This is a genomic window from Streptomyces sp. NPDC017979 (assembly GCF_044328175.1).
Classification (GTDB): domain Bacteria; phylum Actinomycetota; class Actinomycetes; order Streptomycetales; family Streptomycetaceae; genus Streptomyces.
In genome coordinates, this window is record NZ_JBIRGU010000018.1 from 56,936 (window position 1) to 70,509 (window position 13,574).

Here is a 13,574-nt window from a genome sequence, read left to right on the forward strand (position 1 = left end):
TTCAGCGCTCCTTGGGGGCGGTGGCGGGGACGGCGGTGATCCGCAGGTCGGGCCCGATGCGTACGGCCTCGGTCATGTCGAGCCGCAACGCCTGGGCGATCGTGCTGATTCCGGCTCGGCCCAGTGCGGCCGGGCCGGCGCCGAGGAGGACGGGGGCGAGGTAGCCGACGACCTTGTCGACCGCGCCCGCGGCGACGAACGCGCCGGCGAGGGTGGCGCCGCCCTCCAGGAGGACCGAGCGCACGCCCCGGGCGTGCAGTTCGGCGAGCAGGGCGGGGACGGACAGCGCGGCGCCGGTGTGCGGATCGGCGGGGAGCCTGACGACGTCGACGCCGGGGATGTGGCCGGTGTCGGCGTCCTTGCCGACGGCGACGAGGGTGGGTGCCGCGTCGTCGAGGACGCGGGCGCCGGCCCGGATCGTGGCCCGGGTGTCCAGGACGACCCGCAGCGGCTGGGTCGCGCCCGCGACGCCGCGGACCGCGAGGTGCGGGTCGTCGGCCTTGAGGGTGCCGGAGCCGACGACGACGGCGTCCGCTTCGGCGCGCAGCCGGTGGACGTCCGCCCGGGCCTCGGGCGAGGTGATCCAGCGGCTGGTGCGGTCTTCGGCGGCGGTGCGGCCGTCGAGGGTGGCGGCGTACTTCCACAGGACGTGCGGGCGGCCGGTGCGCACGGAGGTGAGCCAGGCGGTGTTGCCCGCCTCCGCTTCGGCGGCGAGCAGGCCGCCCGCGACGTGCACGCCGGCCGTGCGCAGGGTCGCGGCACCGCCGGTGGCCTGCGGGTTCGGGTCCCCGACCGCGTACACGACCCGGTGGACGCCGGCGTCCACCAGGGCGCGGGCGCAGGGGCCGGTGCGGCCGGTGTGGTTGCAGGGTTCGAGGGTGACGTACGCGGTGCCGCCGCGGGCCCGGTCGCCGGCCGCGCGCAGGGCGTGGACCTCGGCGTGCGGGCCGCCGGCGCGCTGGTGGTAGCCCTCGCCCACGACGGCGCCGGTGGCATCGGTGATGACGCACCCGACGACGGGGTTGGGGCTGGTCGCGCCGAGGCCGCGGGCGGCGAGCGCGACGGCTCGGCGCATTGCGGTGATGTCGGCGGTGGTGGCCACCGGGTCCTCCTGCCTCTTCGGGCACGGACTCCGGGGCGCGTCGATCGACGACAGGAACGGGGGTCCCGCACGGCTGCGCCGGGCCGCGAAGGCGCCGACCGCCCGCGAAGGGGGCGATCAGCGTCCGTACGGCCGACGTGCCGACAAGGGCCGCCCGCCGCGCACTGCCTCCCATCCGGACTTTCACCGTCGGTCCAGGAATTTCACCTGGTCAACCGACCGCTGGCGGCGGACGGGTCGCGGACTTTAACCGCCGGCTCGGAATTTCACCGACCCCGGAGTGCGCTGCTGCTGATACGAACCCAGTGTGCCACGCGTGGTCATGAGCCAAACGGGTGACCTTCTGTGGGGTGACTCACAGGGGCTCGGTGATTGATTCCGGATCGAGGTCGAGGCGGCCGTTCAACTGGGCTTGTCCGCCGCCCTATTGACGCAATGGTCTAGTCCTTTTAGTCTCGGGCGCACTCCGCTCGCGCGCGGGGTGCGGACGCCCGGCGGTGGAGTCCCGGCCCTTGCCGCCGCCGGGCGTTCTTCTCGTGGTGCCGCTGCGGCGCCGGCGCGGTGCGCACGGCGACGGCGCCCGGGACGCCCGCGGTGCCCAGCGCGTACCCGCGGTATCCCCCGGCCGGGCGGACCGGCGCACCGGACCTCAGCCCAGCAGTCGGACCGGAGCGCCCGCCAGGTGCGCTTCGATGTCCTCGACCGCTTCCCGGTAGTAGCCCTCGTAGTTGCGCCGGGTCACGTACCCCAGGTGCGGCAGGGCGAGGAAGCGGGGCGCCGTGCGCAGCGGATCGTCGGCCGGCAGGGGTTCCGTTTCGAAGACGTCCGCGCCGGCGCCGGCGATCCAGCCCTCGTGCAGCGCCCGCAGCAGCGCCGACTGGTCGACGATCGCGGCGCGGGAGGTGTTGACGAGCAGGGCGGTGGGCCGCATCCGGCGCAGTTCGGGCTCGCCGATCAGCCCGCGGGTGCGGTCGCCGAGCACGAGGTGCACGGAGACGACGTCGCTGCCCTCCAACAACTCCTCCTTGGACGCCGCGGCGGCCACGCCCTGCGCGGCGGCGCGCCGGGGGTCGAGGTGCTGGCTCCACGCCGTCACCTCCATGCCGAACGCGGCACCCACCCGGGCCACCTGGGTGCCGATCTTGCCGAGTCCGAGCAGGCCCAGCCGTCGGCCGTGCAGATCGGTGCCGAGGGTCTGCTGCCAGGGGCCGCCGGAGCGCAGGGCCGCGTTCTCGACCGCGACGTGGCGGGCGAGGCCGAGGATCAGCGCCCAGGTCAGCTCGGCGGGCGGGGCGGAGTTGCTGGCCGTGCCGCAGACCGTGACGCCGCGGGCGGCGGCCGCCTTGAGGTCGATGGCGGCGTTGCGCATGCCGGAGGTGACCAGCAGCCGCAGCCGGGGCAGTCGGTCGAGCAACTCGGCCGGGAAGGGGGTGCGTTCGCGCATCACCACGACGATCTCGCACTCCCCCACCGCCCGGACGACGTCGTCGTGGGAGCCCAGGTGCTCGCCGATGAAGCGGGTGTCGACCCGGTCGGCGATCCTCGACCAGTCGGCGAGCGAGCCCGCGATCCCCTGGTAGTCGTCGAGCACGGCGCAGCGCAGCCTCGTCCTCACGGTTGCCGTACCACTCATGCGTCCCACGCTCCCCCGCGCCGCGCACGGCTGCTCCATCGCCGTTCGATGACCGTGCGACGGCCGCTCGACGGCCGTTCGATGGCGGGGAGCGTACCCCGGCGTTGGGTGCGGCCGTTTCCGCAACGGGGTGGCGTTGCCTGGCAACGGCGGGCGCCCGTGGCGCGCCCCGCGGGCCGTCGCACGGCCGTGACCTGGGAGGACGGGCCGCGGCCCGGGCGGTTGGGCCATGCTCGGCGGATGCCAACGTTGCCGGTTCGCCGATCGCCGGGCGCAACGCGCCCCCGGCACTCCATGCTGGGCTCGCCCTCCCGCGACCGCCGGGAGGACGTGGCGTCCCCACCGGTGTCCGGTCGGGCGAGACGAAGGAGGGACGCGATGGAACGACCGCTTCTGTCGCCCAGGTCCGCTCTGGTGCTGTTACTGGCCGTCCTCGCGGGGGTGGGAGCCGGGGTGCTCGCGGCGCTCGCGGGCGAGGGCACCGCGCGCAGCGTGCTGTGCGGGCTGGCCGCGGCCGGGGTCGCGGTGCCGTTCTTCAACGGGCTGGTGGCCGCTGAAGAGTCGGTGCCGGCGCCGCCCGTGCGCCCTTCGAGCCGGCCGGAGGGCGGTGAGGGGCGTGGCTGAACTGCGTCCGCTCGCGGACGACCTGAGCAAGGAGTCCCGGGAACTGGCGATGGCGCTGCGCCGGCTGTTCCTGGGCCTGGAGGTGTCGGTGCGGCGGTACGCGGTGCGCCGCGTCCGGGACGCCGGGACCTTCTCGCGCTACCTCAGCGGCACCCGCGTACCGCCGTGGGAGGTGGTGCTGGACCTGTTCACCGATCTCGCGGAGCACCGGGGCGTCGCGGCCACCCCCGACGCCATCGAGCTGGTGCGGACGCTGCACCGCGCGGCGGTGGCGACCGCGGGGTCGCCCCGGCACGCCGTGGAGGTGCTGGAGCGGCAGTTGGCCGACGCGGACCGGGTCTCGCGGCGCCAGGCCGTACGGGGTGACGTGCTCGGGGAGGCGCTGCTCGCCAGGAAGCACCGGATCGCGGACCTGGAGGTGCGGCTGCGGCAGTTGGAGGCGGAGTGGAGCGTCGAACGGGAGCGGGCGGACCGGTTGGCGGCTGCGGCTCCCGAGGCGTCGGACCTGCTGCGGGAGCGCGACGAACTCCGCGGCGAGGTGGGCCGGCTCAGCGAGGAGTTGGCGGCGACCCGGCGCCAGCGCGACCGGGCGGAGGAGCGCTGCGGGCTGCTGGAGCGGCAGTTGGAGGCGGTGGAGGGGGTGGCGGCGCCAACGGCGGCGCCGGCCGCGGCGGTGGCTCCCGCGGTGACGGTGGAGTCCCCGGTGACGGTGGAGCCGGCGCCGTGCGCCGCTCCGACGCCCGAGGACCGCCCCCTGCCGAAGGTGCTGGTGGTGGACGACCAGCCGGACAACCTCCTGGCCATGACGGCGGTGCTGTCGACGCTCGACCAGGAGCTGGTGGCGGTGGCGTCCGGGCGCGAGGCGCTCAAGGCGCTGCTGGACCACGACGATTTCGCGGTGATCATCCTGGATGTGCAGATGCCGCTGATGGACGGTTACGAGACGGCGGCGCACATCAAGCGGCGCAGCCGGAACTCGAACGTGCCGATCATCTTCCTCACCGCGATGGGCGCGGACCCCGAGCACTCGGCCCGCGGGTACGCGGCGGGCGCGGTGGACTACATCGGCAAGCCCTTCGACCCCTGGGTGCTACGGGCCAAGGTCGCCTTCTTCACCGGCATCCACCTGGAACGCCGCGCGGCGGCACGCGGCGTCGGGCGCTGACGGTACGCAACGCCTCCCGGTGCTGCTGCGACCACGGGGCCCCGCGCCGTTCCCCTGCGGGAGTGTCGGTCTCCGCGGCCCGGCGGGTGGCTGTTCGCGCAGTTCCGTCCCCTCGGCCTCAGAGGGCCTGGGGGACCCCAGCGCCCCTAGACCGTACGCCCGCGGGCACGTTGATCACTTCCGGCCGGTGGAGACCAACGCTCCCGCAGGGGACCGGCGGCCGCGTCAAGGGGCACAGCGGCGTGCCCGCACGGCAGGGGGCACCACCGCGGGCGCGAGGGCCCAGGCCCGCGCACCGCAGGCGGGGCCTACGCTCCGGGGGCGAAGAGTTGGTCCTGTGCCCGGTCGCGTGCGGTGAGCAGGGCGCCGTGGACGACCGCCGAGCCGCCGAGTTCGCCGGGGCGGACCTCGGTGGACAGCGGATTGAGGCCGACCAGCCGGGCGGCGACCCGGGACGCCAGCTCCGGGCCGCCCGCCAGCCCGACCTCGCCGCCGAGCACCACGCAGCCGGGGTCCAGCACCGAGACCACCGCCGCCGCGCCCACGGCGACCCGGCCGGCGAGGGCGTCGAGGAAGCCGTCCTCGCCCGCGGCCACCGCCTCCGCGACCACGGCCGCCGCCGCGGGCGCCGGCGCCTCGCCGACCTTGAGCCCGTGCTCCTCCGCGAGGGCGCAGATCGCCGCCGAACCGGCGAGGGTGTGGAAGCCGCCGGCGCAGTCGGCCCTGGACGGCAGCCCGCCGGTCCCCGGCACGGGCAGGAACCCGATCTCGCCGGCACCGCCCGAAGCCCCCCGGCGCAGTCGCCCGTCGAGGAAGAGGCCGGCGCCCACGCCGACGCCGAGCCAGAGGAAGGCGAAGGTGTCGCGGTCGCGGGCGGCCCCGGCCCGCTGTTCGGCCACCGCGGCGAGGTTGGTCTCGTTCTCCAGCACGATCCGCGCGGACAGCCGGTCCTGGAGGGCGGTGACCAGGCTGCCGTGCCAGCCGGACAGGTTCGAGTTCCGCAGTTCGCCGGTGCCGGGGTCGATCAGCCCGGGCATCCCGATGGCGACGGTGTGCAGCCGGAACGCGCCAGCGTCGGCCGCGGTCCGCTCCAGCAGGGCGACCGCGGCGTCGACCGCGGGCCCGGCGCCGGTGCCGGCGTCGATCGGGAGGGCCGCCTCGGCGAGGGTGTGGCCGAGCAGGTCGGCGACGACGAGCGAGACGCCCTGGGTGCGCACGTCGAGCGCGGCGAGGTGGGCGCGGTCGGCGACGATCCCGTACACCCGCGCGTTGGGCCCGCGGCGCTGGGCGCCCGCCTCGCCGACGACGCCGATCAGCCCGGACACCTGGAGCCGCTCGACCAGGTCGGCGATGGTGGGTCGGGAGAGCCCCGTCAGGGACTTCAACTGCCCGGCCGTCAGCGGTCCTTCGTCCTGGAGGAGGCGAAGGGCGAGTCGGTCGTTGATGACCCGGGCGGTGCTCGGGGATGCGGCCATGCCGGAATCCTTCCAGATCGACGCCCCTCGCCCTGGCGAGGGGCGCTGTGGAGCGCGGACGAGAAAACGACTGGCGCTTGAACTAACTATCAGGCAAGGTTCCTGATAGTTTACGCCAGGACAGCCGGGGACAGGCCGTGGCTGGCAGCCGCCAACGGGAGGGGTAGGGCATGGGGGACGTGAAGGTCGAAGGTCCACAGAAGTTGCGGCGGGTCCGGTTCGCGCTGGCCGCGGTCTTCTGCGTGCACGGCGCCGTGACCGGCAGCTTCGCCACCCGGATCCCCTGGATCCAGGACCACGCCGACGTCAGTGCGGGCCAACTCGGCCTGGCGCTCGCCTTCCCCGCGATCGGCGCCTCGCTCGCGATGCCGCTGGCCGGCGCGGTCAGTCACCGCCTCGGCGCCCGCACCGCGCTGCGCGTGACGCTCGCCCTGTGGACCCTGTCCCTGATCCTGCCGTCCCTCGCGCCCAATCTGCTGGGCCTGTGCGCCGCGCTCTTCGTGTACGGCGCGACCTCCGGCATGTCGGACGTGGTGATGAACGCGCTCGGCGTCGAGTTGGAGAACCGCCTCGACCGTTCGATCATGTCGGGGCTGCACGGCATGTGGAGCGCCGGAGCGCTCGTCGGCTCGGCCGGCGGCACCCTCGCGGCCCATCTCGACACCGACGCCCGGGTGCACCACCTGCTCGCCGCCGCGGTCCTCACCGTGCTCGGCCTGCTGGCCTGCCAGTTCGTACTCGACCAGCGCAGCGCCCCCGACGAGGAGCCGCCGCCGCGGTTCGCCCTGCCGCCCAAGTCGGCGGTGGTGATCGGCGCGATCGGGTTCTGCGCGGTGTTCGCCGAGGGCGCGAGCCTGGACTGGTCCGCGGTCTACCTGCGCGACGTGCTGGACACGTCCCCCGGCCTCGCCGCCGCTTCGACCACCGCGTTCGCCCTGACCATGGCGGTCGCGCGGTTGGCGGGCGACCGCGTCGTGGACCGCTTCGGACCGGTGCGCACGGTCCGTACCGGCGGAGTCCTCGCCACGCTCGGCGGACTGCTCGTGGTGAGCGCCCCGCACCCGGCGGTGGCCCTGACCGGGTTCGGCTTCCTGGGCCTCGGCGTCGCCGTCGTCGTGCCGCTCGCCTTCGCGGCGGCCGGGCGCAGCGGCCCCCGCCCCAGCCAAGCGATCGCGGGCGTCGCCACCATCACGTACACCTCGGGTCTGATCGCGCCGTCCGCCATCGGCGCGGTCGCCGACGCGACGAGCCTGGTCGTCTCCTTCGGGCTGGTCACCGCGTTGGCAATGGGGCTGGTGCTGGGGGCGGGGGTGCTGCGCTCGGCCGGCCGGACGAGCACGGCGCCGGCGTCGACGGACTCCGCCGCCCCGGCCGACCGCACCAGCGCCGAGCGCACCCCCTGACCGGTGGGCGCCCGCGTGGGCGCCCACCCCACAGTCGGCCCCGGGCGGACCCACTGCCACCCCGTCCGCCCGGGGCCTTCCCCCGCCCGCCGGTGACGCGCCGGCGGGCGCACTTCACGCACGGAACCCGCGCGGGAACTTTGGCTGAAACATGCCACTACGATTGCGCCGGCGCCGAGGCCGACGTCGTACGACGTCGGCCGGCGCCACTACAGACGACCGTGAAGACGTGAAGAAGTGGAGCCGCCCGTGAACCTCGGCGTGCGCTGGACCCTGCACGGCGACGGGCGGACCCCCGCTCCGGGCGCCGTCGTACGCCCCGACGAACGGCTCTCCTGGCCGCGCACCGCGGGCCTGGGCGCCCAACACGTGGTGGCGATGTTCGGGGCGTCCTTCGTGGCCCCCGTCCTCATGGGCCTCGATCCGAACCTCGCGATCATGATGTCCGGCGTCGCGACGATGATCTTCTTGCTGGCCACCCGCGGACGGGTGCCCAGCTACCTCGGCTGTTCGCTCTCCTTCGTGGGCGTCGCCGCCGCGATCCGGGCGAGCGGCGGCGACAGCGCCACCGTCACCGGCGCGGTCTTCGTCGTCGGCGTCGCCCTCTTCCTCTCCGGCCTCGCGGTGCAGCGCTTCGGTGCGCGGATCATCCACGCGGCGATGCCGCCGATCGTCACCGGCGCCGTCGTGATGCTGATCGGCTTCAACCTCGCACCGGTCACCGCCAGCACGTACTGGCCGCAGGACCAGTGGACCGCCCTGCTGGTGATGTTGTTCACCGGGCTCGCCGTGGTCTGTCTGCGCGGCTTCTTCTCCCGGATCGCGATCTTCCTCGGGCTGCTCTTCGGCTATCTGCTCTCCTGGGTGCTCGACCGGGTCTTCGGCAAGATCAACTCTCCGGTCGGCGGCCAGGTGGTCGACCACTGGCGGCTGGACCTCTCCGGCGTCGGCAAGGCGGAGTGGATCGGGCTGCCGTCCTTCCACGCCCCCGCCTTCGAGTGGTCGGCGATCCTGGTCGCCCTGCCGGTGGTCATCGCGCTGATCGCGGAGAACGCCGGACACGTCAAGGCCGTGGGCGAGATGACCGGCGACCGCCTCGACGACAAGCTGGGCACGGCCATCGCTGCGGACGGCGCCGCGTCCATGCTCTCCACCGCGGTGGGCGGCCCGCCGAACACCACCTACTCCGAGAACATCGGCGTCATGGCGGCCACCCGGGTCTACTCCACCGCCGCCTACTGGGCCGCGGCCTGCTTCGCGCTGCTCTTCGGCCTCTGCCCCAAGTTCGGCGCGGTCGTGGCCGCGATCCCCGGCGGGGTGCTCGGCGGCATCACCGTCATCCTGTACGGGATGATCGGCCTGCTCGGCGCCCAGATCTGGATCAACGCCAAGGTGGACCTGCGCAATCCGCTGAACCTGGTCCCCGCGGCGGCGGGCATCATCATCGGCGTCGGCGGCGTCAGCCTGAAGATCACCGACGACTTCGAGCTCGGCGGGATCGCGCTCGGCACCATCGTCGTCATCACCGGCTACCACGTGCTGCGGGCGTTCGCGCCGGCGCACATGAAGTCCGAAGAGCCGCTGCTGGACGCGGGCACCTCCAGCTACGACGAGAACGGGTCGGGCGACGCCGACGGCAAGGACGCCCGCCCGTAGGGCTGCCGGAGGCTGCTGCCCACCGGTGGTGCCCTTGGCTGCGCTCGGGCCGCCCCAGCGCGGCACGCGCTCCTTTGCGCCTTTGGACAGAGCCGCCGGAGCCCTTAGGAGCATCGGTCCCTGCGGGCCGTCTGTGGCTCGTCGCGCAGTTCCGCGCCCTGTGCCCTGCAGGCAGGGGGACCCCCAGCGCCCGGGCGCGGGGCTTCGCGACAAGCCCACCACCGGGCCGCGGGCGCCGTCACCGCAACACCCCCACACACGCCACCGCTCACCGCGCACGCCGAAGCAACCGCACCGCCGGAAGGGCCGCGCGGGGCCGGGGCCGGGCACGGCATGGGCGACGCCGGGGGCGTAGGCCATTCCGGGGAAGTCCCAAGAGGCGGGGTCCCGTTCGGACCCGCGGCCTGGGACGCTGCCCGGATGATCCGGATGCAACGGCCCACCGCACCCGACGTCGCGGACGTGGCCGCCGAGATGCGCGCCCTCGCCGCCCGCTGGCCCGCCGCGGACGGCGTCGCCGTCTTCAACCGCGTCTATCTGACGGTCACCGAGGAGATCGGTCGACGCCTGGACTCGGGCGAGTTCCCCGACCGTCGTGCAGCGGTCACCCTCGACGTGCTCTTCGCCCGGCGCTATCTGACGGCCGTGCAGCTGGCCGAGTCGGGCCGGCGCCCGCCCGACTGCTGGCGTCCGCTGTTCCACCAGCGGCGCCATCCGGGGGTGCGGCAGGTGCAGTTCGCGCTCGCCGGGATCAACGCCCACATCGGGCACGACCTGGCGCTCGCCGTCGTCGACGCCTGCCACGCCCTCGACTGCGTACCCCCGGACCTGGAGAACGAGTTCGACCAGGTCGGGGACGTGCTCACGTTGATGGAGGAGCGCATCCGGGAGGACCTGATGCCGGGGCCGGACCTCCTGGAAGTCGCCGATCCGCTGACCCATCTGATCAGTTCCTGGAGCCTGGACCGGGCCCGGGACTCGGCCTGGTCGGCGGCCCGGCTGCTGTGGGGCGTGCGGGAACTCCCCGGGCTGGCCGAAGAGTTCACCGAACGGCTGGACACGGGCGTCGGGCTCGTCGGGCGCTGTCTGCTCACGCCCTGGCCCGTCGCCGCTCCTCGGTGAACCGCGCGCTCAGGCGTTGGTGCCCGCGTCCACGGTCAGGGCCGTGCCCGTGACGAGCCGCCCGCCGGGCCCCGCAAAGTACGCCACGGCCTCGGCCACGTCGTCCGCGGACAGATAGCTCCCGAGCGCCGCGTACCCCCGCAACTCGTCCGCTCCCGGCCCCTCAGCCGGGTTCATGTCGGTGTCCGTGGGCCCGGGCTGCACCACGTTGACCGTGATGCCGCGCGGCCCGAGGTCCCGGGCGAGCGCCCGGGTCAGCCCGGTGAGCGCCGACTTCGTCATCGTGTACAGCACCATGCCGGGGCGCGGCACGTGGTCCGCCAGGTTGGTGCCGATGTTCACGATCCGGCCGCCCCGCGGCAGGTGTTCGAGCGCCGCCTGAACGGCGACGAAGGGCGCCTTGGCGTGGATCGCCAGAGCCCGCTCCAACTCCTCGATGGTGACGTCCTCGACGGGCCCGTACGGGAAGATGCCCGCGTTGTTGACCAGGACGTCGAGCCGGCCGAACTCCGCCACCGTGCGCGCCACGGACCCGGCGACCGCCGCCGCGAGCGCCGCGTCCGCCTCGACGGCCACCGCCCGCCGTCCCAGCGCCTCGACCTCCGCCACCAGCGCCTTCGCCTTGGGCTCGCTCGACGCCGAGACGTAGGTGAACGCCACGTCGGCGCCCTCGCGCGCCAGCCTGCGCACGATCGCCGCCCCGATCCCCCTGCTGCCGCCCGTCACCAAAGCGGCCTTGCCCGACAGTGCGCCCATCTCGCGCCCCCAATTCCGTATCGATTGACACAGAAATACAAGCTCAAGCGTTCGAGCACGTCAAGGTATATTTTTAACGAGCGGTACAGAAATGCTCGGACGAGCATCCGGCCGCGGGCGAGGAGGCACGCCATGGCGGGACGGGGACGTCCGAGGAGCTTCGACCGGTCGGTCGCCCTCGGTCGGGCGATGGAGACCTTCTGGCGGCGCGGCTACGAGGCGACGTCGATGAGCGACCTCACCGCCGCCATGGGGATCAACTCCCCCAGCCTGTACGCCGCCTTCGGCTCGAAGGAGAAGCTGTTCCGGGAGGCCGTGGAGCTGTACGCCGCCACCGAGGGCGCCCCGATCGCCCGGGCGCTGGCCGACGAGCCCACGGCGTACGACGCGGTCGCGGCCGTGCTGCACGTCAACGCCCGGGCGTACACCGACCGCGAGCGGCCCACCGGCTGCATGATCGTGCTGGCCGCCACCAACACCGGCGACGACGTCGCGCGCGACTACCTCGCCGGCTGGCGCAGGTCGGGGGTGGAGCAGATGAGGGAGCGGCTGGACCGGGGCGTGCGGGACGGGGAACTGCCGCCGGACGCCGACACCGCGGGCATCGCCGAGTTCTACACCGCCGTGCTCCAGGGCATGTCCGTCCAGGCCCGCGACGGGGCCCGGCGCGAGGACGTGGAGCGCATCGCGCAGCGCGCCCTCGCGGCCTGGGAGGCGGTCACCGGCTGCGGCGCTCAGTCCTCCGGCAGCTCCACCGGCGCGATGTCGTCGTAGACGTCGCCCGGCCCCGGGTTCGCCGCGTCGCTCTCGCCGCCGAGGTGGTGCATCACGCCCCACACCGCGTTCAGCGCGGTCTGCACGGCGCCCTCGGCCCAGCCCGCCGTCCAGGAGATGTCGTCGCCCGCGAGGAAGATGCCGCGCTTGTCCGCCGGCAGCCGGTCCTGCATGAAGTGGGTGAACAACCGGCGCTGGTAGCGGTAGTGGCCGGGCAGGTTCGCCTTGAACGCGCCCATGAAGTACGGCTCGTTCTCCCAGGACACCGTCACCGGGTTGCCGATGATGTGGCTGCGGATGTCGACGTTCGGATAGATCTCGCCGAGCGAGTTCAGCATGACCTCCATCCGCTCGTTCGCGGACAGCGGCAGCCACTTGAGGCTGTCGTCGCACCAGGTGTACGACAGGCAGATCACGGCGGGCCGGTCCGGTCCGTCGTCCAGCAGGTACGTGCCGCGGGTCATCCGGTCGGTCAGCGTCATCGACATGGTGTCCCGGCCGGTCACCTCGTCCTTGTCCAGCCAGAAGGGCCGGTCGACCGGGACGAAGAGCTTGGAGGACTCCATGTAGTGGGTGCGCTCGATCGCCGTCCAGTGGTCGATCGGGAAGAGCCCGTCGTCGCACGCGATCTTGGAGAGCAGCATCCAGGACTGGGCGGTGAAGATCGCGGCCCGGTAGGTGCGGATGTCTCCGGAGGCGTCGGTGACGGTGATCCCGTTGCCCGCGGTGCGGTTGAGCCGGGTCACCGCCGGCCGGTGGCCGCCCTCGTGCAGCGAGGCCAGCGAGGTGCCCTGCGGCCAGTGGACGATCTTCTCCGGCGCCCGCTCCCACAGCCGCAGCGGAAGCTGCTGGCTGCCCTCCACGATGCCGCGGTGGTGGTCGTCGGCCTCGGAGTAGACGACCCGCAGGATCTCCAGGATGGAGTTGGGGAAGTCGGTGTCCCAGCCGCCGGTGCCGAAGCCGACCTGGCCGAAGATCTCCCGGTGGCGGAAGGAGCGGAACGCCTCCGACGCGCACAGGAAGCCGTAGAACGTCTGGTTGTCCAACTGCTCCACCAGCCGCGCCCAGATCTCCCGGATCTTCGGCACGTCGCGCTCGCGCATGGCGCGGTTCATGGCGGCGAAGTCGGCGCCCTCCTCCAGACAGGCGTTCCAGGCGTCCATGACGTCCCGGTACACCTGCGGCAGGTCGGCGATGGTCTCGGCGTAGTGGCTCTCGCCCTTGAGGTCGACCACGGTCGAGGGGGTGCCGGGCGCCAGCGGGTTGGGGAACGGCCGGGTCGTCAGCCCCACCAGGTCGACGTAGTGCTGGAGCGCGGTCGACGACGGCGGGAAGCGCATCGCGCCCATCTCGGCGCTGAGCGCCGAGTCGCAGCCCTCGAAGCCGACGGTCCGCAGCCGGCCGCCGATCTGGTCGGCCTCGTACAGGACGGGCTTCAGCCCCATCTTCATCAGCTCGTACGCGGCGATCACGCCGGACAGCCCGCCGCCGATCACGGCCACCTCGGTGCCGTGCTCCGTCGCCGGCACCTGCCCGAGCCCGGCCGGGTGCGCCAGGAAGTCGTCGTACGCATAGGGGAAGTCCGGCCCGAACATCGTGATCGGCGGCTGTGCGTCGGTGTGCTGGACGGCGGTGGGGACCGTGGACGTCATGGGGTACGGGCTCCTTGCGGGCGAACGCGGTGGTACGGGTGGTGCGGGGTGTGACGGGGAGCCGGCGCTCAGCCGGGCGCGCCGGGGAGCCCGCGGCGCCGGAGCAGGGCGGTGCACGACGGCGACATGGCTGACCTCGGGCGGTGTGCGGGCGGTCGCCCGAAGGGGATGCGGCGGACGCCTACGACGGTACGGTCCGGGCTCGCGCGCGG

11 protein-coding genes and 1 riboswitch are annotated in these 13,574 nt (G+C 73.8%); of the genes, 6 read left to right on the forward strand and 5 right to left on the reverse strand.

What is annotated here, in order from left to right; translation table 11 throughout:
- Nucleotide 1: 1 nt before the first annotated feature.
- Together ribD and ACH4E8_RS32240 are read right to left on the reverse strand one after the other, a co-directional pair.
- Entirely contained in the window at nt 2-1,102 is a 1,101-nt protein-coding gene (ribD, locus tag ACH4E8_RS32235; RefSeq protein WP_398455001.1) for a bifunctional diaminohydroxyphosphoribosylaminopyrimidine deaminase/5-amino-6-(5-phosphoribosylamino)uracil reductase RibD, read from the reverse strand.
- A 157-nt stretch (nt 1,103-1,259) separates the two neighbouring features.
- A riboswitch (FMN riboswitch) is annotated at nt 1,260-1,390 on the reverse strand.
- Nucleotides 1,391-1,751: 361 nt separating this feature from the next.
- Complete coding sequence (locus ACH4E8_RS32240) at nt 1,752-2,735, reverse strand: D-2-hydroxyacid dehydrogenase family protein (RefSeq protein WP_398455003.1); 984 nt, start codon at nt 2,733-2,735, stop codon at nt 1,752-1,754.
- Nucleotides 2,736-3,113: 378 nt separating this feature from the next.
- On the opposite strand from ACH4E8_RS32240, the gene ACH4E8_RS32245 reads away from it, so the two are divergent.
- Together ACH4E8_RS32245 and ACH4E8_RS32250 are read left to right on the forward strand one after the other, a co-directional pair.
- Entirely contained in the window at nt 3,114-3,359 is a 246-nt protein-coding gene (locus tag ACH4E8_RS32245) for a hypothetical protein (RefSeq protein ID WP_398455005.1), read from the forward strand.
- Nucleotides 3,352-4,524 carry a response regulator gene (locus tag ACH4E8_RS32250; RefSeq protein WP_398455007.1) on the forward strand — a complete coding sequence of 391 codons (1,173 nt, stop codon included), beginning with the start codon at nt 3,352-3,354 and terminating at the stop codon, nt 4,522-4,524. Before ACH4E8_RS32245 ends, ACH4E8_RS32250 begins: the two co-directional genes overlap by 8 nt.
- 308 nt (nt 4,525-4,832) lie before the next feature.
- Here the strand turns inward: ACH4E8_RS32250 and ACH4E8_RS32255 are convergent, their stop codons facing one another.
- A complete protein-coding gene (locus ACH4E8_RS32255) occupies nt 4,833-5,999 on the reverse strand; it encodes an ROK family transcriptional regulator (RefSeq protein WP_398455009.1) in 1,167 nt (388 codons plus the stop codon).
- Between the two features lie 170 nt (nt 6,000-6,169).
- On the opposite strand from ACH4E8_RS32255, the gene ACH4E8_RS32260 reads away from it, so the two are divergent.
- The 3 genes from ACH4E8_RS32260 (at nt 6,170) to ACH4E8_RS32270 (ending at nt 10,180) form a co-directional block, all read left to right on the forward strand.
- Nucleotides 6,170-7,402 (forward strand): MFS transporter, encoded by a 1,233-nt coding sequence (locus tag ACH4E8_RS32260; protein WP_398455011.1) that lies wholly within the window; start codon nt 6,170-6,172, stop codon nt 7,400-7,402.
- Between the two features lie 249 nt (nt 7,403-7,651).
- Nucleotides 7,652-9,058: a uracil-xanthine permease family protein gene (locus ACH4E8_RS32265; RefSeq protein WP_398455013.1), complete on the forward strand. Its 1,407-nt coding sequence runs from the start codon at nt 7,652-7,654 to the stop codon at nt 9,056-9,058.
- A gap of 420 nt (nt 9,059-9,478) precedes the next feature.
- Entirely contained in the window at nt 9,479-10,180 is a 702-nt protein-coding gene (locus ACH4E8_RS32270; protein WP_398455015.1) for a DUF5995 family protein, read from the forward strand.
- 9 nt (nt 10,181-10,189) lie between these two features.
- Here ACH4E8_RS32270 and ACH4E8_RS32275 read toward each other — a convergent pair whose 3' ends face one another.
- Nucleotides 10,190-10,936: an SDR family NAD(P)-dependent oxidoreductase gene (locus ACH4E8_RS32275; RefSeq protein ID WP_398455017.1), complete on the reverse strand. Its 747-nt coding sequence runs from the start codon at nt 10,934-10,936 to the stop codon at nt 10,190-10,192.
- Between the two features lie 132 nt (nt 10,937-11,068).
- Here ACH4E8_RS32275 and ACH4E8_RS32280 point away from each other — a divergent pair, with 132 nt between their 5' ends.
- Entirely contained in the window at nt 11,069-11,710 is a 642-nt protein-coding gene (locus ACH4E8_RS32280) for a TetR/AcrR family transcriptional regulator (RefSeq protein ID WP_398455018.1), read from the forward strand.
- Here the strand turns inward: ACH4E8_RS32280 and ACH4E8_RS32285 are convergent.
- The gene (locus tag ACH4E8_RS32285) at nt 11,671-13,362 is read right to left on the reverse strand and encodes a flavin monoamine oxidase family protein (RefSeq protein WP_398455020.1); all 1,692 of its coding nucleotides are present in this window, start codon (nt 13,360-13,362) and stop codon (nt 11,671-11,673) included. The two genes, ACH4E8_RS32280 and ACH4E8_RS32285, sit on opposite strands and share 40 nt — an antisense overlap.
- Between the last annotated feature and the right edge of the window lie 212 nt (nt 13,363-13,574).

What these genes read in the sequence shown, in the direction of transcription:
- ACH4E8_RS32260 (WP_398455011.1), top strand. Translation starts at nt 6,170, where the DNA reads ATGGGGGACGTGAAGGTCGAAGGTCCACAGAAGTTGCGGCGGGTCCGG.
- ACH4E8_RS32270 (WP_398455015.1), top strand. Translation starts at nt 9,479, where the DNA reads ATGATCCGGATGCAACGGCCCACCGCACCCGACGTCGCGGACGTGGCC.
- ACH4E8_RS32255 (WP_398455009.1), bottom strand. Translation starts at nt 5,999, where the DNA reads ATGGCCGCATCCCCGAGCACCGCCCGGGTCATCAACGACCGACTCGCC.
- ACH4E8_RS32275 (WP_398455017.1), bottom strand. Translation starts at nt 10,936, where the DNA reads ATGGGCGCACTGTCGGGCAAGGCCGCTTTGGTGACGGGCGGCAGCAGG.
- ACH4E8_RS32280 (WP_398455018.1), top strand. Translation starts at nt 11,069, where the DNA reads ATGGCGGGACGGGGACGTCCGAGGAGCTTCGACCGGTCGGTCGCCCTC.
- ACH4E8_RS32245 (WP_398455005.1), top strand. Translation starts at nt 3,114, where the DNA reads ATGGAACGACCGCTTCTGTCGCCCAGGTCCGCTCTGGTGCTGTTACTG.
- ACH4E8_RS32285 (WP_398455020.1), bottom strand. Translation starts at nt 13,362, where the DNA reads ATGACGTCCACGGTCCCCACCGCCGTCCAGCACACCGACGCACAGCCG.
- ACH4E8_RS32240 (WP_398455003.1), bottom strand. Translation starts at nt 2,735, where the DNA reads ATGAGTGGTACGGCAACCGTGAGGACGAGGCTGCGCTGCGCCGTGCTC.